Annotated in this window: 25 protein-coding genes; 13 read left to right on the top strand and 12 right to left on the bottom strand. The window is 63.0% G+C overall.

The genetic code is table 11. The features are described from left to right. Nucleotides 1–88 precede the first annotated feature (88 nt). Together AC5RWA_RS11970 and AC5RWA_RS11965 are read right to left on the bottom strand one after the other, a co-directional pair. A complete protein-coding gene (locus AC5RWA_RS11970) occupies nucleotides 89–1,048 on the bottom strand; it encodes a 2-hydroxyacid dehydrogenase (protein WP_494057786.1) in 960 nt (319 codons plus the stop codon). Next, nucleotides 1,045–2,244, bottom strand: coding sequence for a pyridoxal phosphate-dependent aminotransferase (locus AC5RWA_RS11965; RefSeq protein WP_275731195.1), 1,200 nt, complete (start codon nucleotides 2,242–2,244; stop codon nucleotides 1,045–1,047). Before AC5RWA_RS11965 ends, AC5RWA_RS11970 begins: the two co-directional genes overlap by 4 nt. A gap of 186 nt (nucleotides 2,245–2,430) precedes the next feature. On the opposite strand from AC5RWA_RS11965, the gene AC5RWA_RS11960 reads away from it, so the two are divergent. After that, complete coding sequence (locus AC5RWA_RS11960) at nucleotides 2,431–3,222, top strand: PIG-L deacetylase family protein (RefSeq protein WP_494057785.1); 792 nt, start codon at nucleotides 2,431–2,433, stop codon at nucleotides 3,220–3,222. A gap of 75 nt (nucleotides 3,223–3,297) precedes the next feature. On the opposite strand, the gene AC5RWA_RS11955 is transcribed toward AC5RWA_RS11960, so the two are convergent. Further along, entirely contained in the window at nucleotides 3,298–4,230 is a 933-nt protein-coding gene (locus tag AC5RWA_RS11955; protein WP_275731191.1) for a LysR family transcriptional regulator, read from the bottom strand. Between the two features lie 156 nt (nucleotides 4,231–4,386). Between AC5RWA_RS11955 and AC5RWA_RS11950 the strand changes: the two genes are divergently transcribed. The 3 genes from AC5RWA_RS11950 (at nucleotide 4,387) to fdhA (ending at nucleotide 8,422) form a co-directional block, all read left to right on the top strand. Further along, the gene (locus tag AC5RWA_RS11950) at nucleotides 4,387–5,691 is read left to right on the top strand and encodes an aromatic ring-hydroxylating oxygenase subunit alpha (RefSeq protein ID WP_079595942.1); all 1,305 of its coding nucleotides are present in this window, start codon (nucleotides 4,387–4,389) and stop codon (nucleotides 5,689–5,691) included. Next, nucleotides 5,688–7,082 carry a ferredoxin reductase gene (locus AC5RWA_RS11945; protein WP_275731188.1) on the top strand — a complete coding sequence of 465 codons (1,395 nt, stop codon included), beginning with the start codon at nucleotides 5,688–5,690 and terminating at the stop codon, nucleotides 7,080–7,082. Before AC5RWA_RS11950 ends, AC5RWA_RS11945 begins: the two co-directional genes overlap by 4 nt. Nucleotides 7,083–7,201: 119 nt before the next feature. Beyond that, entirely contained in the window at nucleotides 7,202–8,422 is a 1,221-nt protein-coding gene (gene fdhA / locus AC5RWA_RS11940) for a formaldehyde dehydrogenase, glutathione-independent (protein ID WP_079595940.1), read from the top strand. 232 nt (nucleotides 8,423–8,654) lie between these two features. On the opposite strand, the gene AC5RWA_RS11935 is transcribed toward fdhA, so the two are convergent. The 7 genes from AC5RWA_RS11935 to AC5RWA_RS11905 all read right to left on the bottom strand — a co-directional run bounded on the left by AC5RWA_RS11935 (nucleotide 8,655) and on the right by AC5RWA_RS11905 (nucleotide 16,893). Beyond that, the gene (locus tag AC5RWA_RS11935; RefSeq protein WP_494057784.1) at nucleotides 8,655–10,064 is read right to left on the bottom strand and encodes an aldehyde dehydrogenase family protein; all 1,410 of its coding nucleotides are present in this window, start codon (nucleotides 10,062–10,064) and stop codon (nucleotides 8,655–8,657) included. A gap of 69 nt (nucleotides 10,065–10,133) precedes the next feature. After that, nucleotides 10,134–11,717, bottom strand: a complete 1,584-nt coding sequence (locus AC5RWA_RS11930) for a sulfatase family protein (protein ID WP_494057783.1) — start codon at nucleotides 11,715–11,717, stop codon at nucleotides 10,134–10,136. Next, nucleotides 11,714–12,514 (bottom strand): ABC transporter ATP-binding protein, encoded by an 801-nt coding sequence (locus AC5RWA_RS11925; RefSeq protein WP_494057782.1) that lies wholly within the window; start codon nucleotides 12,512–12,514, stop codon nucleotides 11,714–11,716. Before AC5RWA_RS11925 ends, AC5RWA_RS11930 begins: the two co-directional genes overlap by 4 nt. A gap of 107 nt (nucleotides 12,515–12,621) precedes the next feature. Next, nucleotides 12,622–13,398, bottom strand: a complete 777-nt coding sequence (locus AC5RWA_RS11920; RefSeq protein WP_494057781.1) for an ABC transporter permease — start codon at nucleotides 13,396–13,398, stop codon at nucleotides 12,622–12,624. After that, a complete protein-coding gene (locus tag AC5RWA_RS11915) occupies nucleotides 13,398–14,171 on the bottom strand; it encodes an ABC transporter permease (RefSeq protein WP_494057780.1) in 774 nt (257 codons plus the stop codon). The genes AC5RWA_RS11920 and AC5RWA_RS11915 overlap by 1 nt, the downstream gene beginning before the upstream one ends. 28 nt (nucleotides 14,172–14,199) lie before the next feature. Then, complete coding sequence (locus AC5RWA_RS11910; protein ID WP_494057779.1) at nucleotides 14,200–15,186, bottom strand: ABC transporter substrate-binding protein; 987 nt, start codon at nucleotides 15,184–15,186, stop codon at nucleotides 14,200–14,202. 27 nt (nucleotides 15,187–15,213) lie between these two features. Further along, entirely contained in the window at nucleotides 15,214–16,893 is a 1,680-nt protein-coding gene (locus AC5RWA_RS11905) for an amidohydrolase (protein ID WP_494057778.1), read from the bottom strand. Between the two features lie 200 nt (nucleotides 16,894–17,093). On the opposite strand from AC5RWA_RS11905, the gene AC5RWA_RS11900 reads away from it, so the two are divergent. The 5 genes from AC5RWA_RS11900 to AC5RWA_RS11880 all read left to right on the top strand — a co-directional run bounded on the left by AC5RWA_RS11900 (nucleotide 17,094) and on the right by AC5RWA_RS11880 (nucleotide 20,291). After that, nucleotides 17,094–17,723 carry a TetR/AcrR family transcriptional regulator gene (locus AC5RWA_RS11900; RefSeq protein ID WP_494057777.1) on the top strand — a complete coding sequence of 210 codons (630 nt, stop codon included), beginning with the start codon at nucleotides 17,094–17,096 and terminating at the stop codon, nucleotides 17,721–17,723. A gap of 62 nt (nucleotides 17,724–17,785) precedes the next feature. After that, nucleotides 17,786–18,580: a MoaF C-terminal domain-containing protein gene (locus AC5RWA_RS11895; protein WP_494057776.1), complete on the top strand. Its 795-nt coding sequence runs from the start codon at nucleotides 17,786–17,788 to the stop codon at nucleotides 18,578–18,580. A 7-nt stretch (nucleotides 18,581–18,587) separates the two neighbouring features. Further along, complete coding sequence (locus AC5RWA_RS11890) at nucleotides 18,588–19,553, top strand: formylglycine-generating enzyme family protein (RefSeq protein WP_494057775.1); 966 nt, start codon at nucleotides 18,588–18,590, stop codon at nucleotides 19,551–19,553. A gap of 2 nt (nucleotides 19,554–19,555) precedes the next feature. Further along, nucleotides 19,556–19,960, top strand: coding sequence for a YidH family protein (locus AC5RWA_RS11885; protein ID WP_494057774.1), 405 nt, complete (start codon nucleotides 19,556–19,558; stop codon nucleotides 19,958–19,960). Between the two features lie 4 nt (nucleotides 19,961–19,964). Then, nucleotides 19,965–20,291: a DUF202 domain-containing protein gene (locus AC5RWA_RS11880; protein ID WP_494057773.1), complete on the top strand. Its 327-nt coding sequence runs from the start codon at nucleotides 19,965–19,967 to the stop codon at nucleotides 20,289–20,291. A 29-nt stretch (nucleotides 20,292–20,320) separates the two neighbouring features. Here the strand turns inward: AC5RWA_RS11880 and AC5RWA_RS11875 are convergent, their stop codons facing one another. Further along, the gene (locus AC5RWA_RS11875) at nucleotides 20,321–20,803 is read right to left on the bottom strand and encodes a hypothetical protein (RefSeq protein WP_494057772.1); all 483 of its coding nucleotides are present in this window, start codon (nucleotides 20,801–20,803) and stop codon (nucleotides 20,321–20,323) included. Between the two features lie 428 nt (nucleotides 20,804–21,231). Between AC5RWA_RS11875 and AC5RWA_RS11870 the strand changes: the two genes are divergently transcribed. Beyond that, entirely contained in the window at nucleotides 21,232–21,762 is a 531-nt protein-coding gene (locus AC5RWA_RS11870; protein WP_494057771.1) for a DM13 domain-containing protein, read from the top strand. 228 nt (nucleotides 21,763–21,990) lie between these two features. Here AC5RWA_RS11870 and AC5RWA_RS11865 read toward each other — a convergent pair whose 3' ends face one another. Further along, nucleotides 21,991–22,596: a carboxymuconolactone decarboxylase family protein gene (locus AC5RWA_RS11865; RefSeq protein ID WP_494057770.1), complete on the bottom strand. Its 606-nt coding sequence runs from the start codon at nucleotides 22,594–22,596 to the stop codon at nucleotides 21,991–21,993. 943 nt (nucleotides 22,597–23,539) lie between these two features. Between AC5RWA_RS11865 and AC5RWA_RS11860 the strand changes: the two genes are divergently transcribed. From AC5RWA_RS11860 to AC5RWA_RS11850, 3 genes are all read left to right on the top strand, one after another. Further along, complete coding sequence (locus AC5RWA_RS11860; protein WP_494057769.1) at nucleotides 23,540–24,184, top strand: hypothetical protein; 645 nt, start codon at nucleotides 23,540–23,542, stop codon at nucleotides 24,182–24,184. Then, a complete protein-coding gene (locus tag AC5RWA_RS11855) occupies nucleotides 24,181–24,336 on the top strand; it encodes a hypothetical protein (RefSeq protein ID WP_176156787.1) in 156 nt (51 codons plus the stop codon). The genes AC5RWA_RS11860 and AC5RWA_RS11855 overlap by 4 nt, the downstream gene beginning before the upstream one ends. A 62-nt stretch (nucleotides 24,337–24,398) precedes the next feature. Further along, nucleotides 24,399–25,439 carry an AAA family ATPase gene (locus AC5RWA_RS11850; RefSeq protein WP_494057768.1) on the top strand — a complete coding sequence of 347 codons (1,041 nt, stop codon included), beginning with the start codon at nucleotides 24,399–24,401 and terminating at the stop codon, nucleotides 25,437–25,439. The last annotated feature ends 51 nt before the right edge of the window (nucleotides 25,440–25,490 follow it).

Here is a 25,490-nt window from a genome sequence, read left to right as displayed (position 1 = left end):
TGTGATGCCCGGTCATTGCTGCCGCCGTCCAATGGACAGGGGCCTTACTTGGCCGCGTTGTTGTGTCGCTCGGGGCAGCTGGTTTGTCCTAGGCGATAGGTGCAGGCGGCCGTTCACCTGAGAGCACGGCGAGGGCATTGTCGGCGGCAAGCATGGCCATTGCGGTTCGCGTCTCCACAGTGGCGGAGCCCAGGTGCGGCACGAGCACCACATTGTCGAGCTCGAGCAATCCTGGGTGCACGCTGGGCTCTTTTTCGAAAACGTCGAGCCCGGCGCCTGCAATCTGCCCGTCGCGAAGGGCAGCGACGAGTGCTGCTTCATCGACAATCGGGCCCCGCGCAGTATTGATGAGGTATGCCGAATCCTTCATCGCCGCAAATTGCCCCGCGCCGATCAGGTGATGGGTGGCAGGCCCGTAGGGGCAGTGCAGCGAGACGATGTCCGAGGTAGCCAGCAACTCATCGAGTTCGAGCCGCCGGGCGCCCAGCTCGGCTGCCACCCTTGGATCGATGTCACTGCGCGACTGGTAGACGATCTCCATGCCGAAGGCCTTGGCACGGCGTGCGGTGGCCTGGCCGATGCCGCCCATCCCGACGATGCCGAGGGTCTTGCCTTGCAGGCTGCTGCCGAGCAGGAAGAACATGCCCCACTTCCAGGCCTGGCCGGAGCGGATGAGCCGTTCCCCCTCGCCCAGCCGACGCGTTGCCGAGAGGATGAGGCCAAACGCGATGTCGGCGGTGGCCTCCGTGAGCACGCCCGGCGTGTTGGTGGCCACGATGCCCCGTGCGGTGCAGGCCGGCACGTCGATGTTGTCATAACCGACGGCGACGTTCGCCACAACTTTGAGCTGCGGGCCCGCAGCGTCCAGCAGCTCGGCGTCGATGCGTTCGGTGAGCAGGCTCACCACGGCATCGGCCCCGGCTACCCGGCGCAGGAGCTCCTCGCGGCCAATGGACTCCGGGCCGGACCAGGCATCGACGTCGTGCTCTGCGCGCAGCTTCTCGAGTGCGGTTTCGGGTACACGTCCCGTAACGACCACCCGGCTCATGCGGTCTCGATCCACTTGCGGAGGCGTCCGAGGCCGTCGCGGATATCGGCTACGTCGATGCCGGAGTAGGCGAGCCGGATGTACTGCCGCTCTTCACCGGGCTGGCGGCGGCCGAAGTGCTCCCGGGTGCAGAAGGAGACGCCGGTCTCGTACAGGGCTGCTGAGGCGAAATCGCCCACTGCCGTGTAACCCATGCGCTGCATGGCGTCGGTGACGTCAGGGAACAGGTAGAACGTGGACTGCGGGACAGCGACATGCACGCCGGAAATGTCGTTCACGAGTTCGCAGGCGGCGTCCCTGCGCCCTCGCAGGATGTCGAGCATCTCCCGTACAGGCTCCTGGGTGCCCCGGAGCGCTTCGATGCCGGCCCATTGCACGTAGTGCGTGGTGCACGACTCGTCGTTGGTGTTGAGTGTGCTGAGGATTTTGGCAACCTGGATCGGGGCGACGGCGCAGCCCAGTCGGGATCCGGTCATGGCGAACTTCTTGCTGAAGGTGTAGAGGATCACGGTGCGTTCGGCCATGCCGGGAAGTGACGCGATGGAGCTCGAGACACCCTCATAGCGCGTCTCGAAGTACGCCTCATCGGAGAGGACCCAGAGGTCGTGCTCCTGCGCGAGCTGCGCGATTGCCTCCCGCTCCGCACTCGTCGATTCGGCCGAGATGGGGTTCTGCAGGTCGTTGTAGATGATTGCGACAGTGTTCGGGGTGATTGATGCACGCACCTGGTCGAGGTCAATGGCGAAGCCCTGGCTTGTGGGCACGTAGCGGTACGGCACGGCCGTGCCGCCGAGGTATTCGATTTGCGATTCGTAGATCGGGAAGCCGGGGTTGGGATAGAGCACTTCCTGGCCGGGGTTCATGACCGCCTGCAGGAACTTGGTGATAACGGGTTTGCCGCCCGTCATCACCACGACGTTGTCGGGTGAGAACTGGATTCCCCGGCGGGCGCCGATATCCTCGGCGAGGGCTTCGCGAAGCTGCGGGATGCCAGGACCGGGGCAGTAACCCGTATGGCCGTCGGCGATGGCCCGGTTCATTGCTTCAACGATGTGCGGGGCCGTCGGTATGTTGATGTCGCCGAGATGGAAGGGGAACACAGGATTACCCTTCGCCTTCCAGGCGGCCGCGGCTTGGGCGACGCTGAAGGCAGTTTCGGTGCCCAGACGTTCGAGCCGGTGCGCGAGTTGCTGCATGCTGTTCCACTCCTCATTGAGTTGACGATCCATCTTTCGCAGATGCAGCCCTAGTATAGGACTCATATATCAATAGCCGAAAAAAGATATAAGAGCAACGCTTTCCGTTGGTAAAGGCGGCAGGTGGTCGTCGAGCACCCCTTGGCACTCTGTATTTCTGGATCCGCGGGGTTTAGCCTCTGTCCTATGGACGAAGCCCGTTCACTGGCCGTTGTGGTTGCGCATCCCGATGATGATGCCTATGGCTGCGCGGGCTCCATTGCCCTGCACGAGAACGACCCCGGGTTCCGGTTCTGCCTGGTCCTTGCGACCGACGGCGGGGCCGGGCAGATCGCAGAGGGCGTCCCCACTACGCCGCAGGAGCTGGGCACTTGGCGGCGAAAGGAAAGCGTCAATGCCTGGCGGGCCCACGGCACCATTCCGGACCGGCACGAATGGCTGGACTACGACGACGGGCACGTCCCGGAAGTGGACTTCGAGGAGCTGGTCAGGAGGATCCTGGCCATCCTGCTCCAGGAGCGCCCGCAGGTAGTGGCGACTTTCGGGCCCGACGGGATCACAGGGCACCGCGACCACATCGCAATAGGCAGGGCCACGGACGAAGCCTTCACACGGGCACGCCAGGTTCCGGGCCCTGGATTGAAACGGCTCGTTCACGGCGCCCTGCGCGCGTCCACCTTTGAACGCTGGAACCAGAGGCGGCAACAACAGGGCCTGGAGCCTTGGGACCCTGCCCGTGAATACCATCTGCGCCCGGTTCCGGATGAGTGGATCGATATTGACGTGGACACGAGTACGGTGGCGCACCGGATCGTCGCGGGCCTTTTGGAGCACAAATCCCAGCGACATGTCATTGTCGACCCCGGCGTGAACGAGCGCCGGTGGGCCAGAATCGTGTCCCGGGAGTCTTCGATCATCGCGTGGCCGGCCAGGCCGCCGAACAGTCCGCTGCTGACCGACCTGTTTGAGGGACTCTGAGCTGCCCCTCAACGTCCCGCCTTTATTGCGGGTGGACCTGCCTGCCCGTCAGCAACTAACCGTGACCGTGCTGCTTCAGTGATCGTCTTCGGGCCGTGCCGTGAGGATCCGATGGGCCCTGTCCTGAAGAATGCCGAGCGATTCCTGGATCAGGGGCGAAGCGATGCTGCCGCTGCGCACCGCAGCGACAATCCGGCGCGCAGGCTTCCCCTTGCCCGTAATGCGCAGTCGAACCACATTTTCGGCGCTGCGCAGGGGCGCCAGCCGCGGCAGCAGGCCCACACCCAGCCCGGCACCAACGAAGGCGATCTGGGTTTCCCATTCAACGGCCTCATGGGCAATACGGGGCGTCACCCCGACTGCCGTAAACGCCGCGGTGAACAGGGAATGGTAGGTGGATCCGGCTGCCTCAGTAATCCAGGGTTCCGACGCCAGCTCTTCGAGCGTCACCGTTTCCCGCGATGCCAGCGGATGGTCGGAGGGAATGATCACGTCCAGGGGGTCATCAAGCAGAACGGTCTGCTCGAAGCGGGGATCGTCCTCAACATAGGTGTGGGACTGCATGGCAACGATGACCGCGAGATCGATTCGCTCGGCAACCAACAAGTCGAAACAGCGGTCCGGGTCGGCTTCCAGAACCTGCACCTCCAGCAGGGGGCGTGTTGAGCGCAAGGCAGCGGCCAAGGGCGCGAGTAACTGGGCGGCCGCCGTCGAGAATCCGCCGAGGCCAAAACGGGACTGCACCTGGTCGCCTGCCTCCATGGCAGCAGCCCGCAGGCTCTCCCATTCAGCAACAAGGGCGTCCGAGCCCTCCACCAGAAAGCGGCCCGTGGCGGTCAGCCGCACACCCCGGCCGTCCTTCGTCAGCAGCTGCATGCCAAGCACGCGCTGGAGCTCCCGCAATTGTGCGGAGACGGCGGAGGGAGAGTAACCCAAGAGCTCTGCGGTTGCGCCGACGGTGCCGCATCGGGCAAACACCCGAAGTGTTGTGAGGCGTTGATCAATCATGCACCTATTGTGCACTGTTATCTCCGGAATCTTGCGCTTTTATTGCAGCCCGCGCCGCCCTAATCTCGTGGAACAACGACTTTTGGCAACGGTTGCACCACGCATCCGCGGTCTCGACAGATCTCACAAGTACCCACGCCTCCCGGGAGGAAACCCATGACTGCTCCAGTGCACCTGCCCCTCAATTCACGCGGAAAACTCGCCTCATCATTGCCTGCTGAGCAGCTGGCGGAAATCACCGAGTTGTTCGCTTTCCGGCGCGCAGGGTATTCCCTCGATGCACCCTTCTACACCGATTCCACGATTTTCAAAATCGACATGGAAGCCATTTTTGGCCAGCACTGGATTTTTGCCGCCAGCATTGCCGAACTCCCGGAGCCGGGCGACTACGTCACCGTCGACTATGGTCCCTACTCCCTGATCGTGCTGCGCAACGACGACGGCGGCGTGAACGTCCTGCACAACGTATGCCGCCACCGCGGCGCCCGCGTCCTGACCGAGACTGCGGGGTCAACAGGAAACCTGGTCTGCGGCTACCACTCCTGGACGTACTCCCCCGAGGGCAATCTGATCCACGCCTCGGCACCCGGGGAAACGAAATTCGACAAGAGCTGCTTCGGCCTCAAGCGCGCCCACAGCCGCGAGGTTGCCGGACTCATCTTCGTCTGCATTGCGGACGAGCCGCCGGCCGACTTTGACGAAACCTCTAAGATCTTCGAGCCTTACCTTGCACCCCACGATCTGTCGAAGACGAAAATCGCCTACCAGCAGAACATCGTTGAGGAAGGCAACTGGAAGCTCGTCATGGAGAACAACCGTGAGTGCTACCACTGCGACGGCCACCCGGAGCTCGCCTGTTCCCTCTTTCCCACCTGGGGCCTGACCGAGGGCCTGATCCCGGCCCATCTCGAGGAAGTGTGGGACCGCAACAAGGAAGCACAGTCCTCGCTCGAGGAGCGTTGCCGCCGCTATGGCCTCCCCTACGAGGTGGTCGAGGAGCTTGACACGCGCATCGCGGGAATCCGCATCTCACGGGAATCGCTGGACGGCGAAGGCGAATCGTTCTCGCCCGACGGGCGCCGGCTTTCCAAGAAGCTGCTCGGTGACTTGCGGGACTTCCGCCTTGGCCGCTGCTCGATGCACCTGCAGCCCAACAGCTGGTTCCACTTCCTGGGAGACCACGTCATCACCTTCGGCGTCTTCCCCATCAACGAACACCAGACCCTCGTGCGCACCACTTGGCTGGTAGCTGACGACGCCGAGGAAGGCGTCGACTACGACCTGGACAAACTCACCTACACCTGGAAGCAGACCAATCTGCAGGACAAGGCGTTCGTGGAGCTGTGCCAGACGGGCGCCGGAAGCCCCGCCTACGAGCCCGGCCCGTACATGAAGAGCGAGTACCAGGTGGAGGCCTTCATCAACTGGTACGTGCAGCGCGTGCAGGAGCACTTGGCATGATTGAACTCCTCACTGAGACCGCAACCCAGGAACCACAGCGCATCCGCGGTCTTGAGATGCCGTGGAACAGGGTCATGGGCAGCACCGAAGGACCCGCCAGTGCCGCCCGCGCCTTGGGCCCCTGGCATCCGCAGGAGTTCATGGCCGAATGTGTCGAGACCGTGCCCGAGGCCGGCGGCATGATGACCTTCGTATTCCGCCGCTGCGACGGTGCGCCGCTGGCGTTCCGTCCGGGCCAGTACGTGAACGTCGCATTTCCCGTAAACGGCGAGGACCAGGACCCGGCGGACCGCAGCTACTCGCTGTCCAGTTCACCCACCCAACCGTGGACCTTCGACATCACCGTCAAATGTGATCCCACTGGACTGGTTTCACCATGGGTGCACGAGAACGTCAAACCCGGCACCGTCCTCGAGATGCTGGGACCGGTCGGGGCATTCCACCTGCCCGACGCCGACCGGCGGGCACGGTACCTCCTGCTGGCCGCCGGCGCAGGCATCACTCCCATCATGTCGATGGTGCGGACCATTCACTCCCTGCCCGGACAGGCCGACGTCGTGGTCCTTTACCACGGAGCGGAGGCCGGAGGCTTTGCCTTCCACAAGGAGCTGGCCTACATCGCCTCCGTGGACTCGCGGATCAAGGTCTTCTACTCCCTGGGTGACCGCAGCAAACCCGAGGGCTGGGAAGGGCTCAGTGGAAGGCTGACGGCGGCCATGCTCGACGAGGTGGCCCCCGATGCCAACGGCCGCCAGGTCTATGCCTGCGGCCCGGAAGGCTACCTGAATACCGCCACTGAACTCCTGCAAAAGGTGGGCGTCGACGACACCTCCATCTACATGGAATTCTTCTCCGGAGACCGCCAGACGCTCCTCGAATACCAGGCGGAGCTCGCGCTTGCAGTGGATATTGCGGAGGAAATCGCCGAGGAAATCGCCGATTCGGCCGAGGACTACTATGAAAGCCAGCCCGCCGCGTTCGGGCTCTACGAGCCCGGCTACGACGCCGAGGGCACCCTGAAGGCTACGGGGCTGCCGCTGGAAACCGTGGACCCGGACGCGCCCTCTCCCGACGCGCGGCCCGAGGCCGCGACCCCAGATGCCTCCAGCTTCGACACAGTCGGAACGGGAAGCCTCACCCTGTCCTTCATGCGCACCGGCATAAACGTACGCATCGACCCCGCCGAGCACATCCTCGAGGCGGCACAACGGGCCGGTGTCAGAATCGGCGCGAACTGCAAGGAAGGCATGTGCGGCTCCTGCAAGGTCGTCAAGCTTTCCGGAGACGTTGAGATGAACCACCAGGGCGGCATCCGGGCACGGGAAATCGCTGCAGGCAAGTTCCTGCCCTGCTGCTCCACCGCGAAGACCGATATGGTGATCGACGCCTAGCCGGTTCCAGCTTCGCTAGGAACTTCCTTCACCAAAACCGACAACAAACTACCTCACGGACAGTCTGCTGCAAGCAGAATCACGTGAGGGTTCGATATACAACCCATAGGAGCCATCCATTGTCAGGTAACAAAGCCGTTGCGTACAAGGAACCGGGGATCGTGGAAATCATCGACACTCCGTATCCCACCTTCGAACTGCAGGCCGGCCCTGGCGTTAATCCCGTCAATGTCGGCCGGAAGGTCCCCCACGGGGTCATCCTGCGCACCGTGAGCACCAACATCTGTGGCTCCGACCAGCACATGGTTCGTGGCCGCACCACAGCCCCGGCCGGCCTCGTCCTGGGGCACGAGATTACCGGGGAAGTCATCGAGACCGGGCCCGACGTCGAGTTCATCAAGGTCGGGGACATCGTCTCTGTCCCCTTCAACATCTCCTGCGGGCGCTGCCGGAACTGCAAGGAGCGCAAGACCGGGATCTGCCTGAACGTGAACCCGGACCGTCCCGGGTCCGCCTACGGCTACGTTGACATGGGCGGATGGGTCGGCGGCCAGGCCGAGTACGTCCTGGTCCCGTACGCAGACTGGAACCTTCTGAAGTTCCCGGACCGCGATCAGGCCCTGGAGAAGATCATGGACCTGACCATGCTCTCCGACATCCTCCCCACCGGTTTCCACGGGGCTGTCACGGCAGGTGTCGGCGTCGGGTCCACCGTTTACGTTGCCGGCGCCGGTCCGGTGGGGCTTGCAGCGGCGGCAAGTGCCCAACTGCTGGGGGCTGCGGTGGTCATCGTGGGGGATCTCAATGAGGATCGCCTCGCCCAGGCGCGTTCCTTTGGCTGCGAAACCGTCAACGTGGCCAACGGTGACCCGGCTGACCAGATCGAGCAGCTGCTCGGCGTCCGGGAAGTTGATGCCGGCATCGACGCGGTAGGTTTTGAGGCCCGTGGTCACGGACACGGCGCCGGGGCCCAGGAGGCACCCGCCACCGTGCTCAATTCGCTGATGGACCTCACCGCCGCCGGCGGCTCCGTCGGCATTCCCGGCCTGTACGTCACCGGGGATCCGGGTGCCGTGGACGAGGCGGCCCAGAAGGGCAGCCTGTCCCTGTCCCTGGGCACCGGCTGGGCAAAATCCCTCTCCTTCGCGACCGGCCAGTGCCCGGTCATGAAGTACAACCGGCAGCTGATGATGGCGATCCTGCATGACAGGATCCAGATCGCCAAGGCGGTCAACGCCACGGCCATCAAGCTCGAGGATGCTCCGCAGGGGTATGCGGAATTCGATGCCGGAGCCGCTACAAAGTATGTCCTGGACCCGAACGGCTACCTCAGCAACTAAGTCCCAGGCAAGGCAGGGTTCCCTGCAGGCAGGCCAGAGCGGTTGGTGCACCACCAAGATGAATGCAGGTGGTGTACCAACCGCGTTGTCTTTAACGAAGAGACCACACCGCCCATCCCTTGGGCCCGCGCCTGACCCCTTGGGGCCCGCGCCTGACCCCTTGGGGCCCGCGCCTGACCACGTTGACGGAAGAACAGTCGGCACTTCGATGGGGTTCGCCGAGAAGGTGCCCTCAGCCGTTGATGATTTGGGGTACGCCCAGGGCTTTGAGGCCTTCGACGCCGAATTCGAGGCCGTAGCCGGATTGTTTGGCGCCGCCAAAAGGTATGCGTGGGTCGACGGCGCCATGTTTGTTGATCCAAACGGTGCCGGCTTGGATTCTTGCTGCCACTTCACGGGCTGCTGCCGGATCGGATGACCAGACGGAGGCACCCAACCCGACATCCAGGCTGTTAGCCATGGAAATCGCCTCGTCCACGGTGCTGTAGCGGATGATCGGCAATGCTGGGCCGAACTGTTCCTCGGCCACGAGCGGATTGTCGTTCTCGATGTCCGCGACCAAAGTGGTGGGGTAAAAGTACCCGGTCTGTTCCTGCGGAGGGTTGCCTCCTATCAGGACGCGTGCGCCGGAGCCCTTGGCCGACTCAACGAGCCGGTTGACGATGTCGAACTGCTGCTTGTTCTGCAGCGGGCCCAAGACACTGGTCTCGTCCAATCCGTTGCCCATGGGCGCCGCTGCTGCCATCGCGGCGAGTTCTTCGCAGACCGCATCGTAGACGTCCTCGTGGACATAGAGCCGCTTGAGGGCCGCGCAGGTCTGGCCTGTGTTGATGAACGCACCCCAGAACAGGCCTTCGGCAATAGCCTTCGGATCGGCATCGGGAAGCACGATGCCGGCGTCGTTTCCGCCCAACTCCAGGGTGAGCCGTTTGACCGTATCGGCGGAGGATTTGATGATCGCCTTGCCCGTGGCGGTGGAGCCGGTGAACATGATTTTGCCGACTGCGGGGTGTCCGGCCAGCCGTTCGCCGACGTCCCGCCCTCCTGAGATGACCGTCAAGAGGCCTTCGGGAAGTTCCTCATTGATGATCTTCGCCAGGGCCAGCACGCTGAGAGGAGTGTACTCGGAAGGTTTAACCACCACGGTGTTACCCATGCGAAGGGCGGGGGCGATCTGCCAAACGGTGATCATCATCGGCCAGTTCCACGGACCGATGGCGCCCACGACACCGATAGGACGGTAGTGCACCTCGGCATGTGTTTCACCGTCATCGACCACCTTCTCCGGTTCAAGAACCGTAGTCGCGGTAGCGCGAAGCCAGGCTACGCAGGAGGCGACCTCGAAGCGGGCGTTCAGACCGTTCAGCGGTTTGCCCTGCTCACGGGAAAGCACCTGCGCAAGGTCCTCTGCTGAACGTTCCACGGCGTCGGCCGCCCGGTGCAGGGCAGCGCTGCGGCCTTCATGCCCGAGCGCGGCCCACGCAGGCTGGGCTTTTGCGGCGGCGGCGACAGCCCGGTCTAAGTCTTCAACGGTATGAACGGGCGCTTCACCGACGGCGGCGCCGGTCGCCGGGTCAAGAATGGTCCTTGTCTCGGCGGTGCCGCCGGTGATCGAGGACAGCAGTACTTTGTAGCTTTCCATGATTACTCCAATTCACTCTGGTAAGGGACGTCGGCTGTTATTGCCCTTTATCCATACTTTCGATGCCATTTAGGCTGCGGCCGTGGGCGCTGTTCCGTTGTCGGCCAGAGCTGCCATCTCCTCCAGCATGACCGCGGTGAGCCTCCGCTCCAGATCAGCGTGTTCTGCCAAACCGGCCACATTATGGAGTTCCTGCGGATCCGTCCGGTGATCGTAAAGCTCGGCCATATCCGTTCCGAAAAAACGCGTGAGGCGCCCTTCCACCGTGATGACTGTCCGCATCCGGACCGGTCCCGGGAGGCCGGGTAAACCAAACGGTTGCTCCTCCTCCACAAGCAAAGCCTGGCGGTGTTCCCCGGTGTGACCCCTCAACAGCGGGACCAATGAGCGGCCTTGGATTCCCCGGAACGCAGGTGCGCTACTGAGCTCCAGCAGCGTGGGCACCAGGTCCGGGCTGGAAACGAGCGCGTCGCTGTGTTGGTGGGTGCCGCCGGGCACCGCGATTACCAGTGGCACGTTAGTCACGGCCCGGTAGTGGCAGAAATGTTTCAGCATCAGTCCGTGATCGCCGAACAAATCTCCGTGATCGCTGGTGAACACCACGATCGTGTCTTCGGACAGGCCTTGAGTGTCGAGTTCGGCGAGAATCCTGCCAATCTGTTCATCCATGAGCGTGATCAGCCCGTACTGCGCCGCGGCTGCGTACCGGTATTGCTGCTCGTTGGCCGCCCAGGTCATGGTTGGATCTGTGCCTGGCTCGCCCCGGTGCTCGATCATGCGGCGGATGTGCGACGGTGACTTTGTGTGGTCCTGCTCGAAGCCGATCGGCAGCTCCAGCAGTCCCGGGTCGTACATCGTGTCGTAGCCGCCTGGGGGTGAGAAGGGGTGATGCGGGTCCGGGAAGGAGACGAACATGAAGAAGGGGCGGTCCTTGCCCCCTGCATCCTTGAGATGCTCCACTGCCTTCTCACCGATGTAAGTGCTGGGATGGAGCTCGGCGGGAACTTCTGTCCGGTACACCTGGTTCCAGCCGGGGTAGAGGTTCTCTGAATGTTCAGGTCCCCCGATCAGGTCAGGATCAACGCCGCGTTCGCGGGCCCAGTGCAGGTAATGGCCGCCCGGGTGGTCACCGTGGCCCACAACGAGGTCCACATGGTCGTATCCGTAGTAATCCGGGGGTAATTCGATGAAGCGTTCGTCGTGTGCCGCCCGGTCCTCCCAGCCGTCCCACCCCGACGTCTCCCGCCGGGCGTTGCCGGCGGCTGGGTCCAGCAGGAGCGGATCGGTTGCCAAAATCTCTAGCTGTTGCTCCGGCTCGAAGTCCCATCCCATGTTCTGGTGGTGCAGTTTCCCTACCCCGATTGCGTGGTAGCCCACTTCACCGAGTGAACGGATCAAGGTCCGCGACTGGGGATCCAGGGGGATACCGTTGCAACGCGTCCCGTGGGTTGACGGCCAACGACCCGTGATGAGGCTGGCCCGGTTCGGCATGCAGGTGGGGTTGGCCACGGTGGCGTTCCTGAACACAGTCCCCCGCGCTGCCAGCGCGTCCAGGTTCGGTGTCCGGACAACGCTGTTCCCGCCGAAGCCCAGATGGTCTGCACGCAACTGGTCCGCGATGATGAACAGGACGTTGGGACGCCTGCTGGTCATGCCGGCCTCTTGATCAGGGACAGGACGTCGGTGCGCTGGTGGGCAAACTCCGGCAGGGAGCGGGTGGTGATCTGGTCCCGCGGTGCGGGCAGGTCAATGTCGATCACCTTCAGCACGCGGGCGGGTTTGGAGCCCAGGACCACGACGCGGTCGGCCAGGTACACGGCTTCGTCGATGTCGTGGGTGACCACGAGGATGGTCATGTTGAAGTCACGGCGGATTTTCAGGCAGAGATCCTCCAGGTCGAACCGGGTCTGGGCGTCAACCGAGGCAAAGGGTTCATCCATAATAAGGATCTCGGGCCGGTACGCCAGGGCGCGGGCGATGGCGACGCGTTGCTGCATCCCGCCGGAGAGTTGCCACGGATACTGCTGCTCGGCGTGCGTGAGCCCGACAGCTTCCAGCGCGCTGTCGCAGCGTTCCTTAACCTCGGCAGCGGACAGACGCATATGCCGCAGCGGGAGTACCAGGTTCTTCCGCACCGTCAGCCAGGGCATCAGGGAACGGTTGTAGTCCTGGAAGACCAGGGCCATTTCCGGTGGAGGTCCGCTGATGGTCCGGCCATCAATCGCGGCGCTGCCGCTGGAAACGGGATGGAGGCCGGCCAGGCATTTGAGCAAAGTGGTCTTGCCAACGCCCGAAGGGCCGACGATGCACACGACTTCACCAGCCTCGACGCTGAACGTCAGGTCCTCGATTACTGTCTTGGCGTTCTCCCCCGAACCATAGGTCTTAGCCAGGTGCACCACGTTGAGGCGGGGAACGGAGTGATCAGGACTGTCTGGCTGCTGTGCCATAGCTTGCTTCCTGGACCGGGACGGGACGTGGTTGGCCTGGACAGAAGAATCCTGGGCGCTTGTGGTTTGCATCTTGGGGTCCTGCTTCGGGGTGGAGGGTGTGGTTGTCATGCTGATTTAGCCAATCGTCGGGAGCCGATATACCAGGCCAGGACTCTGCGCCGGACCAGGTCGAATGCCATGTTGACGGCGAAGCCAATGACCCCGAGCAGCAGGATCCCGGCCCACATGTCCGCGATCATGAAGCTCTGCTGGGCCAGCAGCGTCATGGCTCCAATGCCTTGGGAAGATCCCAGCATCTCGCTGGCGATCATGACGATGAAGGCGACCTGCAGGCTTACCTGCAGTCCTGAGAAGATCTGTGGGCCGGCTGAGGGCAGTATCACGCTTGTAATCCGTTCGCGGCGCGACAGCCGGTACACCCGGGAGACGTCCAGGATGTCCTGGTCGACGCTTCGAATGCCATCGACCGTGGCGATCAGGACGGGAAACAACGCCGCCAGCGCGATGCTCGTGACGCGCATCTCCGTACCAAAACCGATCAGTGAAATGAAGATCGGCACCAGTGCCACCGGCGGGATTCCGCGGAGGAAGTGGATCAGCGGGTCGATGAGCCAGCGGACGGTTGGAACGAGGGCGGTCACAAAACCGATGGTGATGCCGAGGACGGCTGCAATGGCGAATCCTGTGAAGAGATTGCCCAGGCTCAGCAGGATGTCTGACTGGAAATGCTGGAACATCCACAGTTGCTGGAAACGTTCCAGAATGATCCGCAGTGGCGGGAAAAATGCATTGGTTGACTGGTCGGACAGGACCCACCAGAGCGCCAGCAGGACCACGGGGGTTCCGACGCCGAGCAGGGAGTTTCGTGCTGTGCGGTTCATTAGTGCACCACTTCCCGGAATGATTGATGCCAGTGCAGGGCCCGGCGTTCGGCGGCCCGGGTTGCTCCCTGGAAGATCAGGCCAAGTACACCGAGCACGAGGACCAGGGCGTACAGCGAGGCGTAGTCCCCGCCCGATTGTGCTTGGTAGATGCTTTGGCCGAGGCCTGGCCCGCCTCCGAGGAGGCCCGCGACGACGGTGATGACGAGGGCGGCCGGGGCGGCGACCCTCATCGCGGTTCCGATGTAGGGCATGGCACTTGGCAGGACAACCCGGAACAGGATTTCGGGCGATTTGAGTCCGTAGGAGCGTGCCGTGTCGCGGGCGACGGGGTCGGTCCCGTGGACTCCGTCTACCGTTTGCATCACGATCGGCAGCAGGCATCCGAACGCCACCAGGAACAGTGACATTTCCTGGGTTGGGCCGAAGACCAGGACGGCCAGGGGCAGGATGACGATGGGCGGCACGGGCTTGAGGAACTCAAGCACCGCCAAGGTGGCGTACCGGACCGGCTCGAAGCTGCCGATCAGGACTCCGAGCACCACTCCCGTCACGGCCGACAGGGCCAGGGCGAGCAGTGAGATACCAACCGTTGCGCCCAACGATGACCAGAAGGCACCGGTTCCGAGGATGCTGCCAAGGGCCGCAAACACCGCGGTCACTGACGGAAGCGCGGTACCTGCTACTTCTCCCATTGCCATCAGTTGCCACGCGGACAGGGCGGTCGCGATGCCGAGGGCGCTAAAGACCGCTGGCTTGGATGCCGGCTTCATAGTGAGGCTCCCATGGTCAAATACCGGTTCAGCTTCCGACGATGAGGTCAGCAGGAAGCTCGACCGGCTCCTTGAGGAACCCCAGATCGGCCAACCCTTGGTTAGCGCGCTCGATGTCGGCTTTCCGGACGCTCTCGGGCCAGTAGTTCACCGCACCGGCTTTGACGACCTCCAGCGGAGTCTTCGTGATCTCAGCGCTGACCTGCTGGGCTTCATCGATGTGCTCATTCGCGTAGGCATTGGCCTTATACATGGCTTCCTGGAACTTCTTCATCTGATCCTGCTTGGAGGTGACGGTGTTGGCACCCGCCACCCAGAGGCCGATCGCGCCCTCTTTGAAGAACTCGACGCCAGGTGATGCCAGCAGGCGGTTCCCTTCGGAAACAGCCTTGGACGTGAAGGGGGACACTAGGGACGCCGCGTCCACACGGCCTGAGTTCAGCGATTGAAGGGCCGAGGAAGGATCCAGAACCATCCAATTGACCTTGGCGGGATCACCTCCGTCGTCCTTAACCAGTTTGCTGACGGTGACTTCGAGCTGCGCCTTGCGGGCCGGCACACTGACTGATTTACCTTCGAGGTCTTTGGGGCGGGTGACCGGCGACCCCTCCGGAACCAGCAGTCCCGTGTCGTCCACCCGCATGAGATCGGCCCCGTCGGCTGCGCCGTCCTTATACCCGTCCGCTGCAGCAACGATTTTCAGCGGGACATTCTGGCTGAGGGCATTCAGGAAGGGAATGGATGGCGTGTAGGTCAGGTCGAGCTGGCCGCTTTGGGCGGCGGCGATTCCGGCCGGCGGGTTGGCGATAACGCTGACCTCGACGTTGAGGCCTTGTTCCTTGAAGTAGCCCTTGTCGCTTGCGAGGCGGATCGCGGCGTCGGAGCCAATTCCGATGGTGCCTACTTTGAGGGTGGTGTCGCCGCCGGCTGCCGGGGTGGAACTTTGTCCGCCTCCGCAGGCGGTGAGCCCAAGGGAAATGGCGGCGGCGAGTGCAAGGGGAATACTGCGTCGCATGGAAATACTCCTAGGTTTAGCGTGTGGTCAGGATGTGACGTCGTGGACTACGCGGCCGCCGCTGAGGGTGAGGACGGCAGCGTTGTGCAGGACTTTTTCGATGTCCCGGTCGTCTGGCCAGGGATCGGAGAGGAGGCACAGATCGGCTTTCATACCGGGGATCAGCGCTCCTTTGTAGTGTTCTGCCCGGTCTTGCCACGCCGGTTGAACGGTCATCGCGGCGAGGGCTTCCAGGCCGCCCAGACGCTGGGGGTCAGTGGGTGAACCGGGGGTGGTCCGGGTGGCGCGCCGGACGGCGGCGAGCACTGTTCGCCGCCAGTCGGTACTGGTCACCGGTGCGTCTGAAGCGATATTGAAGTGGACACCGGCGTCCAGGGCTGAGCGGAGCGGCTGGTGGTTCGCGAAGCGTTCTTCGCCCAGCAGCCGGCGCATCGCGTCCCCGGCCTCGGCACGGATCAAGGGATTAGTGCTGTAGCCGATGCCATGGGCTGCCATCTTCTTGAGCGTTTCGGTGCCAGTGAATGAGCCGTGAATGATGTAGTGGCGGTTCCTCGAGGAACCGTCCCTCGTGGCCAAGGCGTTCACGGCTGCGTCAGTGGCGGCATCCCCGGTGGCGTGGATTCCGGCCTGAAGTCCGGCGTCGTCAATCAACGCAAGGATCCGGTTCAGTTCGGCGACTTTATCGGCATCGTTCATGCCTTTGATGACGAGGCTGCCGTGCGAGCAGGCAGCACCATAGGGTTCGGACATCCAGGCCGTTCCACTTCGCGGTATGCCGTCGGCGAAAACTTTTACGCCCGCTATCCGCAGCTGCTGTTCAGCTATCCCCCGGTTCCAGTAGGTGGCGGCCAGACCGCTTCCCAGCCCGTGCTCCACCGCGGCGGCATTTGCACCGCCGGTGCCTGCGAACAGCATCAGGACGTTAATCCGCAGGGTCAGCTCGGTCTCCAGGGCAAGCTTCCCCAGCAGCTCAAGTGCCGCCGTCGAGCCAGCCCCGTCAAGGAGGCCTGGACTGGCAGGACCAAGTCCGGGTTCGGTCAATGAGGTGATGCCCTCGCCGTGCAGGTGCCGCTGCAGGGATAGCAGCGAGGAACGCAATGTCCCCTCCGGGAGCGGCGGCAAGGAACGCGAGAGCAACTCCATGGCACCGTCCTGCAGCAGCCCGTTCGGCTCGCCGTCGGCTGAACGGCCTACCACTCCTCCCGCTGGATCGGCTGTGGCTGCGGTTATGCCCGCCCGCCGAAGCGCCTCGCGGTTCACAGCAAGTTGATGACCCGTGCTGTCAAAGGCGACTACAGGGGCGTCCGGCCTGCAGTCCAGCAACAGGCCCGCGCCCGAGCCGACAGCGGTGTCGTCCCAGCCGTGGGCACGAATCCAACCGTCCTCTCCAACCGGAGCGGCCTCGACACGTGCCTCTACTGCCGCGCGGTCCGGCGCGGATGCACGGTCAAGTTTGAGGTAGCCAAAAGCGGCCATCGAAGCGGAGACGAAATGCAGGTGGGCGTCATTGATGCCGGGAATGACAGCCGCTCCCCCAGCGTCGATGACCCTGGTTTCAGGGCCGGTGACAGCACGCACATGCTCGCTGCCCAGGGCGATCACCTTATCGCCGCGGACGGCGATGGCATCAGCCGCCCTTCCTTGGTTCGCCGGGTCCATGGTTAGGACCTGGGCCCTGGTTATCGCCAAATCTGCCGTTTCCTGCACCTGCGCTCCTTCCGATTTGGGGCCACGAAGTGTGATCCGGATAACGCGATGAAAAAAGTATGTCGCCTGACTGGGTCACTTGACTAGGTTCTGGCGTAAAATTTTTTTCAAGGGTCCGGGCAGCGGGTGCGCCGCGGCCGCCTGGGGCCTCCGCTACCAGGGAGCATTAGGATCAAGAAGAAAAAGGGAGAGCGCTGAAAATGGCCAGAGTTTCTGCAGACACCCGGCGACTTCAATTCGTCGAGGCCGCTGCACGAGTCATAGCCAATGACGGTCTTGCCGCCGCAACTACACGGAGGATTGCGGCCGAGGCGGGCGCGAACCTTGCTGCCCTGCACTACTGCTTTCGGAACAAAGACGAACTCCTCCAGGAGGTTTACACGTTCCTGAGCCGCGACTACGCCCAGGCCCTTCCGCCGGTGAACGTGGCTGGCGGTGGGCTGGCGGACGTGATGCGCGCCCATGCACGCCGTATCTGGGAGCGCATGCTACTGAATCCGCACGAGCAGGTGACCACGTTCGAACTGCTGCTTCGCCGCTTCCGGGAAAAACCCGAGACCGAGGCCGCCGTCCGGGCGCAGAACAGGATCATGTACGAAGGCTGGATCCAGTCCACCATCGAGCTATTCCGTGACGCAGCGGCCGCGGCCGACGAGGACGTGCCCGAAAACCTCGAGCTCGTTACAAGGCTCTTCATCTCCGGAATCGACGGCATCAGCATGCAGCACCTTGCCGATCCCGACCCGGAACGTTCCGCGGCCCTGGTGGATCTTTTATCCGAAGGCCTGGCGTCCCTGCTCGTGCAAGACTCAACGCTCTCGGCCCAGTAACCCCGTTCCTTCAGGTGCCACCAGAGCCGCTCCCGAAGAAAACTTCCGAAAGGACTTCCAGCTTGAAGAACACCACAACACCCGCCTTCATCCCCGTCGGGGCTTTGGGAGAAGGATTTGCCCCCGACAGCAACGTGCTCGAGGTGCACGAGGGTCTGAACGGCCGCAGCTTCAGCCTCACCTTCTTGGAGGGACAAGAGCATGCGCTCAGGATCCTGGACAGCACCAGTCTGACCTGGGACGGCCGTACCTACGAAGCCCGCGTCACCTCCATAAGGGAAGATATCTACTTTGTGGACTTCCTTGCGGGTGAGAAGGCCAAGGAGTCAGTGAGCCTTGTCCTGGACGACGCCAACGGTCAAGTGACTTTGGTGAAAGGAGCGCTACCAGACGAACAAGCCGCTTCTCTTAGCGCCTACGACCGTGCCCGCCAAGGCATGGAACTGACTGGAGTGGACGCAACCATTCTCCACGGGTCCCTCAACGGGACACAGGGCGGGAATACACACGCTCCCACTGAGGAGCTGATTGGCCTTAGGAACCGCTACGACTACAGCCCGGAAGAGGTCTACGAACACATTTACCTGAGCGAAAACTTCTACACCTGGCGCTGCATAAAAGGCTCAGAATCCGGCCTCGCAGACACGGATCGCTGCCACTACATCGCAATATCCGACAAGCTGTACCTGTTCATCTGGCGGGAAAAAATCGTTCCCACACTCGGCGTCATCCTCATTGACCTGAAACGCATGAAAACGGACGGCAAGATCTTCGGATACAACGGCTTCGACTACTCCAGCTACAGCAATTTCCCGGTCGGAGCCAACGCCAGCGTACTGAACATAACTACTTTCTAGATATCCCATGGTGAAGCCGGAAGATATACCTGCCGCGACCTGCTGCTCCCCCAAGCGGACAGCAGCGAAGCCACCTGAACCGGATCAGACTCTCGGGTCCACCCCCGCAGAACACCCTCCGTCACACGAGGAGGTCCTGATTCCGGCCGGGACTTTCCAGATGGGCGACAATTTCGGCGAGGGCTATCCCGACGACGGCGAAACCCCGGTCCATACTGTTGAACTGGAAGCGTTCAGGATGGACACCACGGCGGTGACCAATCAACAGTTCGCCGCTTTTGTCGATGCCACGGGATACCGCACGGAAGCGGAGAACTACGGGACGTCGGCAGTGTTCCACCTGGCAGTTCAAGCCCGGCCAAGCGACGTCCTTGGTGTTGCTTCCGGGTCCCCGTGGTGGCTCACCGTTAGGGGTGCTGATTGGGCCCACCCGACCGGCCCGGGACAGCACTGGACAGACATCCCCGACCACCCTGTCGTTCAGGTTTCCCATGACGACGCAATGGCCTATTGCGGATGGGCTGGCCGGCGGCTGCCGACCGAGGCGGAGTGGGAGTACGCGGCCCGCGGAGGACTCAACCAAAAGCGCTATCCCTGGGGGAATGAGCTGCTCGGCGCTGACGGGACGCATAACTGCAACATATGGCAGGGTGCATTCCCCGCAGCAAACACTAAAGAAGACGGCTTCTTGGCAACGGCGCCGGTCCGCAGCTTCCCGCCCAATGGCTACGGGCTGTACGAGGTCAGCGGGAATATCTGGGAATGGTGCGCGGACTGGTTCCTGCCCAAGTATTACCGCAACTCAGCAGTCGCCAACCCCCAAGGGCCCACCATCGGCCGAGGCCGTGTCATGCGCGGCGGTTCCTACCTTTGTCACGACTCGTACTGCAACCGCTACCGGGTTGCGGCCAGAAGCTCCAGCACACCTGACTCGTCCAGCGGCAATTGCGGATTCCGAACGGCAGCGGACTGAATGTGACCAGTGACATCACGAAGGGCGCTGCTCCCGTCCCGCCCTCTCGCGGAAAGATCGCCGAGCGGCTGCTACCGGGCGGGACCGAACCGGACGCCCGATTCACGCTCGCTAATGAGCGGACTTTCCTGGCCTGGATCCGCACCTCACTTGCTCTCCTGGCCGGCGGTATCGCCATTGAGGCGTTCACGGCGGACCTGTTCCTTGAGCCCGTCCGCAAGGGACTGGCGGTCGTTCTGCTCCTGCTGGGCATGATGCTGAGCGCGGGATCGGCTGTGCGGTGGCTGCGGCTGGAGCGCAGCATGCGCCAGAGGGCGCCCCTTCCACTTCCGCTGATCATTCCACTGCTGGCCGCAGCCGGAGCACTGGCCGCCGCCGTCGTACTTGTCTTCATCCTTTGGCGCTGAACGCATGACGCCCAAACGGCCGCACGGGGATGCTGGCCTGCAACCCGAACGTACAACTCTCGCTTGGGGCAGGACCATGATGGCCTTGGTAACTGTTAGCGCCATCTTCCTCCGCTGGCTTCCTCATCACGGGTTGCCCATCCTCGCATTGTTCGCAGTGGCGGTAACTGCCGCCGCCGCCATCTACTTCACGCAGCGCCGCCGGTACAGCACCAGCTCCCATGGCATATTGCAGGAGAAGGTGAGCGCCGAAATAGCCGCCGTCTTGTGGACAGCCTTCGCCGGAGTAGTGCTGGGAATACTCGGAATCGCAGTCGTCCTCTCCAGCTAGGCCGGGAGGTGCTGTTGCAAATTTGTGCGTCAGGTGATCTCCGCGCCTGCTGGTGCCGGCTGAGCAGTTACTACCTGGGTGTTCGGATCGTGCTCCAGGGTAGGCCTTCCGGCCACGATCACTGTCGCCCGCTCCCATGGCCGGTCTTGAAGCAGGAAGGGAATTTCCTGTTCTTCCCACTCCCTGTGCAGCTCTTCTTCTTCCTGCGCATCTCGAGCCCTGAGGCGGCGTCGGGCTTCAAGGTTGTCACACTGCACCCAGATCGAAGCGTCGAGGAGGTCCGTCAACGCCTGGCGGGATGATCCGCTCCCCTCCACCCACACCACGGAACGTCCGGCGGGTAAAGCGATGGCACCCGGACGCTCTCGGGCCACCCAACCCGGCGGACGATAGTGGACGGCCTCGCCCCTAAGCAGGGGTTCGAGGACACCGTTACGGAGCTCATCGGCCCAGTCAAAAAACGAGAGATGCCACGCTACATCGTCCGTGTGAACGACATCCGAGTCCGGCACTTGGGCCAGTAAACGATCAACTAAGCTGGTCTTCCCTGCCCCGCTCCTTCCATCTACCGCTACAATCCAGGGGCGGTTCGGACGTAGTCCCGCCGCCGGCAGCAACCGCCGCACCAAGCCTTCCAGCGCTTCGGCTCGCCAAGGCCCCGCAGCGGGTTCGCCAACTTCCGGTTTAATATCCACTGATTACTCCGCCCCCCAATATCGGTCCCGTCCGAAGCTGCCTGATCTTGAGTTTCGATAATCACCTCGTTTAGCGCAAGCTCTTTTCGAGGTCTGAGGACAGCCCGGTGCACTTCGATACGCCCAGGAAAGGGAACTTGTGCCTGGGAGTACCGGCCGGCCAGGAGCCGTCCAGCCATTTCGGTGAATGAAGGCACTGCCGTTCCAGCGCGTCATGTAGGGTGCCTAGGACAAGAATCAGGGGGATGATGAAACGGATCGCAGTTGCGGTGCTGGCTGGAATTCTTGCCGCTGGACTCACTGGCTGTACGTATGCCGACCCCGGGCAAGAGCAAGAACTCCGGCAAGCCGAGTCCCCCGCGACTCCTAGCACTCCCTCAGCTAGGTCCAAGACGTTGGTGGGGACATTTCAGTCCCAGGCTGTCGCTACCACTGGTACAGCCACCATCGAGGTAAACGAGTCCGGCGCAATCCTGCAGCTCGAGAATATGGCGACGGGCCCCGGCGATGATCTCCGCGTCATGCTAAGTCCCGGTACTCTGACTCCCGGTGCCGGCGGGGTGTCTGTTTTGTCATCGACCAAAATGCTGGCGGTCGGCCCGTTCCGAGCTGGCGCCACCCAACGCTTTGTGATGGACTCCCAGGCGTGGGACACCATGCCGGAGCCGGTCTTGAGCGTGGTGATTTACAACTATGCCACCAAGACCGCGTACGGCACTGCCAACCTCAGCGCCCCTTTGAGTTCCCCGCCTGCGACATCTGCAAACAAGGGCTAGGTTCAATTTGAACCATGCCCACTGAGCCTGTAGATGCCGGCCGCTTCTCCCCCCTCCCGTGCTGATTGTCGTGATTGTCCAGCCAGATACGTCGACTTCATGCGCTGCCTTTGTCGCCTTTTGGACGAGGCGGCTCATCGTTTGTTGTTCGAGAGCCGGAGTCTTCATGACTGCCCTCCGCCGGATTGATTGAGGCGTCAGTTCGGCAACATGCGTGCCTAAATCCTTCTACGTGATGTTGCCGAGTCCAGGCACTTTCAGCGGGAACAGGGGGGTCAGTAGTGCACTCTTCAGCTCTTCGCTCATCTCCCTTGGAACGTCGAGGTCAACTGCCATGGCCAGAACCGACCGGCTGATGAAGTTCCGTGCTGCGGCCGCCATGGTGATGTCCACAATTTCACGGTCGCTGTAGCCCAAGTCCCGGAGCCGCTGCGTGTCCGCGTCCGTCATGGCGGCCGCGTCCGTGCAGAGTTTAACTGCATAGTCCATCATTGCTACTTCCGCCTCGGACAGACCGGCATCGTGAAAGTCTCTTGCGATGGCAAGCAGTTCCTCTTCACTCATGATGCTGAGCGTCTTTTTCCCGTGGGCCAACCTGCAGTGTGATGAGCCGATGGCTTGAGCGGCGGCCAAGGTCACCAGTTCGTACCTACGTAGCCCTAATGAGCTGCTGATGGCCTTGGTGAGCGACTCCCATGCCAGAAAGGCCTCCGGGTTCAAGCTCATGGCCTTTGTGTGGCTCGGCACGTAGCCGAGTGACCGGCGATCGTCGTCGTAAATTTGAGCGGTGAGGCCTGTTGCTTCGGCTTCAGTCGTCATTTTCAAGATGGCCATGGAAACTCCTCCGCTTGCCGGCCGCGGCGAGCAACGGTGCCGCCTCTCCCAGCACGGAGGCCCTGATTGGACCCATTGTGGTCCCGGGCTCGGGCGGATGTAAACAGTGTCAGTCCCCCTCTTTACATACCTCCAGCAGCTCGTGGTGGAACGCGACCGGCGTCGACGTCCACGGGCCAAGGTAGTTGGGCTCCGTGACAGGAACCCCCATGGAGGCGCACTCTGTAGGTGGCTGAGTGGCGTTACCCTCCCGCCGTCGGACCTATCCACGCGCTGTAGTTGCCTCCTGTTCCTCCCCCGCCGCTGTCGTCGTCCTTGCCACATCTGCGACAGCGTTTATATACGCCCCCGTCTTCGGCATGCTCAATGTGCCAATCGTGCCGAATGTTCAGCTTGCACAACAGGGCCTGGATCATGGCATCCTCCTCGCATCGCAGCTCTCTGTACCTGGAATGATGGACCCACATGGGGCTTGCGGAGCCTAGGCTCAGCGAGATAGAGCGTCTAGTAGTAGTCGCGGGTGTGGGGATGTTCAGGGTGGTCCCCATGAGCGAGCCTCCCCGACCACCGGGCACTGTGGGAATCTTCCTTCCCGCAGTAGCTGCATTGGCGGCGATACTCGCCGTCGTTCATTCGGGCCAGCCAGTGATGGCCGATTCCCCATCTGCAAAGCAGTTTCCGGATCATGGTGATGTCTTTTCCGGGGGCTTGCCCAGCTGTGATTTGGCTGGCTGCACAACGCGGCCATAAGGCTAATCATGGCCTTACGGAAGCACCAGGAGAAGAGGCAATCAGTAGGGCTTGGACCAGCCTGCGCCTACCCGGGAAGGGTGAAAAAGCTTGCCAGAGCTAGACTGAGCCGGGTAAGGACGGATTGGGGGATCCACGGCGGCTCACGCCGTCGTCCCGCTGGTCGGTCGCCGCCAGCGAACCAAGGATGTCCATGACCTTCTTTGAAGACCTGCCCGTACCCGAAGAACCGCGCCGCGGCAGGACCGTCAGATACGTTCCCCCGGCCTGGGCTGGCGCGCCGGCCCATGAGCTGCCGGCAGTTGTTCATATCGGGCAGTTCCTGCATCGCAGCCGCAGCTTTGTACTCGCCGTCGAGCTCGCAAAGGTCTATTCGACCGGCTGCTCCCTCGATCTGACATGGACGCTCCGACGGGCTGAGGAAGACGATGAAGCCTGGGCCCAGCTGAATGGGGCATTCTTCGGTCACCCTCACAGCATTCAGGCCATAGAACGACGTCCCTTCGCAGCCCTGCTCTTCGGTGTCCAATTGGCCGACGGGACCAAGGCCCGGGCCGATTCAATGCTGCACTCCCGCTATCCTCCGGGAACTGCGAAGCAGCCCGACCCGCCGATCCTCATCCTGCGAGGCAACGGTGGCAACGGAGGCGACGACGAAATGGCCGGCAAGGGCACCTTGTGGCTTTGGCCGTTGCCGCCGGATGGGGACCTCCGGCTGGTGGCCCAATGGGCAGAGCTCGGAGTTCCTGAAACTTCGATCACGATCGACGGCGGCCAGCTCCGGGCGGCCGCATCAGGCGCGCATCAATACTGGCCGGCGGAGGGCGAACAAGGATGACGGCCCTTGACAGCTTTGTCCTGACCGTGGTCTTCTCGGGGGTCTTCTTCTACGTCCTCTACGGCGTCATCCGCGCCGCCGTCCGCGACGGCATCCTGCAGGCCGATGAGCGGCGGCTCACGCACGAGGAGGAGGCCAAGGCTGAACCATGACTCCCAGGCTACTGGTGAGGCCAAACCCACGTGGGCCGGGAATCTAGTACTACAGTTGATGCATGGCTCCCAGCCGCCATCCGCTTGACGACCTGCGCGAAACCATCGGCCATCTGGCCGATCAGCTCAAGCTGCCCAGTTCGGAGCGCGTCGACGACCTGGTCGGCGATCTCATCGGCGCCAGGCCCGGGCCGGCCCGGCCGCTGTCCGAGGTGCAGGCCGAGCTCGACGCGCTGGTCGGACTGGAGACCGTGAAAGAACAGGTGCGGGCCCTCGTGGCACTGCTCCAGGTCCAGGCTCGCCGCAAGGCGCACGGCCTGCCGGAGGTGGCCACATCACAGCATCTGGTGTTCCTCGGAAACCCTGGCACGGGCAAAACCACCGTGGCGCGGCTCCTGGCCGAGATGTACCGCGCGGTCGGACTGCTGCAGAAAGGCCACCTGGTCGAGGTCGACCGTTCGGGGCTGGTGGGGCAGTACGTCGGCGCGACCGCCATCAAGACGGACCGGGTGATCCGGCGTGCCCTGGACGGCGTCCTGTTCATCGACGAGGCCTACGCGCTGGCCCCGGAGGACGGCCGGATGGACTTCGGCCCGGAGGCGATCGAGGTCCTGCTGAAGCGGATGGAGGACCACCGCCACCGCCTGGTCGTGATCGTGGCCGGGTACCCGCGGCTGATGGAGTCCTTCCTGCTCTCGAACCCCGGGCTCCGCTCCCGGTTCGCCCGCGAGATAACGTTCCCTGACTACTCCGTCGACGCACTTCAGACGATCTTCCACCAGATGCTGGCGCAGCACGAGTACATGCTGGAGCCGGGTGCCGACCAAATGCTGCGCCGCATCCTCACCGGGCTCCACGCGGGCGAAGACTCCGGCAACGCACGGTTCGCCCGCACACTGTTCGAGCAGGCGCTCAACCGCCAGGCGCTGCGGCTGTCGCTCGACGAGGAACAAAGTCTCGACGCGCTCGATCGTGAGGCTGTCATGACGCTTACCGCGGACGACATCGTCAAGGCCGCGCTGGCCTTGGGCGAGGAACCGGAGCCGGAGCCGGAACCGACGCCGGAACCGGGCCAGTCTCGTTGGTGGCGCTGGCTGGCCTGACCCTTCCGCTGCACGGGTTCCGGAGGCGCTGAACACCATGTCCAAGGGCGC

The sequence above is a fragment of the Arthrobacter sp. 210 2 genome (assembly GCF_059093025.1).
This window is presented reverse-complemented; position numbering and strand designations above follow the sequence as displayed.

What these genes read in the sequence shown, in the direction of transcription:
- AC5RWA_RS11935 (WP_494057784.1), bottom strand. Translation starts at nt 10,064, where the DNA reads ATGGAAAGCTACAAAGTACTGCTGTCCTCGATCACCGGCGGCACCGCC.
- AC5RWA_RS11925 (WP_494057782.1), bottom strand. Translation starts at nt 12,514, where the DNA reads ATGGCACAGCAGCCAGACAGTCCTGATCACTCCGTTCCCCGCCTCAAC.
- AC5RWA_RS11890 (WP_494057775.1), top strand. Translation starts at nt 18,588, where the DNA reads ATGGTGAAGCCGGAAGATATACCTGCCGCGACCTGCTGCTCCCCCAAG.
- AC5RWA_RS11870 (WP_494057771.1), top strand. Translation starts at nt 21,232, where the DNA reads ATGATGAAACGGATCGCAGTTGCGGTGCTGGCTGGAATTCTTGCCGCT.
- AC5RWA_RS11860 (WP_494057769.1), top strand. Translation starts at nt 23,540, where the DNA reads ATGACCTTCTTTGAAGACCTGCCCGTACCCGAAGAACCGCGCCGCGGC.
- AC5RWA_RS11880 (WP_494057773.1), top strand. Translation starts at nt 19,965, where the DNA reads ATGACGCCCAAACGGCCGCACGGGGATGCTGGCCTGCAACCCGAACGT.
- AC5RWA_RS11855 (WP_176156787.1), top strand. Translation starts at nt 24,181, where the DNA reads ATGACGGCCCTTGACAGCTTTGTCCTGACCGTGGTCTTCTCGGGGGTC.
- AC5RWA_RS11945 (WP_275731188.1), top strand. Translation starts at nt 5,688, where the DNA reads ATGATTGAACTCCTCACTGAGACCGCAACCCAGGAACCACAGCGCATC.
- AC5RWA_RS11930 (WP_494057783.1), bottom strand. Translation starts at nt 11,717, where the DNA reads ATGACCAGCAGGCGTCCCAACGTCCTGTTCATCATCGCGGACCAGTTG.
- AC5RWA_RS11965 (WP_275731195.1), bottom strand. Translation starts at nt 2,244, where the DNA reads ATGCAGCAACTCGCGCACCGGCTCGAACGTCTGGGCACCGAAACTGCC.
- AC5RWA_RS11900 (WP_494057777.1), top strand. Translation starts at nt 17,094, where the DNA reads ATGGCCAGAGTTTCTGCAGACACCCGGCGACTTCAATTCGTCGAGGCC.
- AC5RWA_RS11955 (WP_275731191.1), bottom strand. Translation starts at nt 4,230, where the DNA reads ATGATTGATCAACGCCTCACAACACTTCGGGTGTTTGCCCGATGCGGC.
- AC5RWA_RS11915 (WP_494057780.1), bottom strand. Translation starts at nt 14,171, where the DNA reads ATGAAGCCGGCATCCAAGCCAGCGGTCTTTAGCGCCCTCGGCATCGCG.
- AC5RWA_RS11950 (WP_079595942.1), top strand. Translation starts at nt 4,387, where the DNA reads ATGACTGCTCCAGTGCACCTGCCCCTCAATTCACGCGGAAAACTCGCC.
- AC5RWA_RS11850 (WP_494057768.1), top strand. Translation starts at nt 24,399, where the DNA reads ATGGCTCCCAGCCGCCATCCGCTTGACGACCTGCGCGAAACCATCGGC.
- AC5RWA_RS11920 (WP_494057781.1), bottom strand. Translation starts at nt 13,398, where the DNA reads ATGAACCGCACAGCACGAAACTCCCTGCTCGGCGTCGGAACCCCCGTG.
- AC5RWA_RS11960 (WP_494057785.1), top strand. Translation starts at nt 2,431, where the DNA reads ATGGACGAAGCCCGTTCACTGGCCGTTGTGGTTGCGCATCCCGATGAT.
- AC5RWA_RS11865 (WP_494057770.1), bottom strand. Translation starts at nt 22,596, where the DNA reads ATGGCCATCTTGAAAATGACGACTGAAGCCGAAGCAACAGGCCTCACC.
- AC5RWA_RS11970 (WP_494057786.1), bottom strand. Translation starts at nt 1,048, where the DNA reads ATGAGCCGGGTGGTCGTTACGGGACGTGTACCCGAAACCGCACTCGAG.
- AC5RWA_RS11910 (WP_494057779.1), bottom strand. Translation starts at nt 15,186, where the DNA reads ATGCGACGCAGTATTCCCCTTGCACTCGCCGCCGCCATTTCCCTTGGG.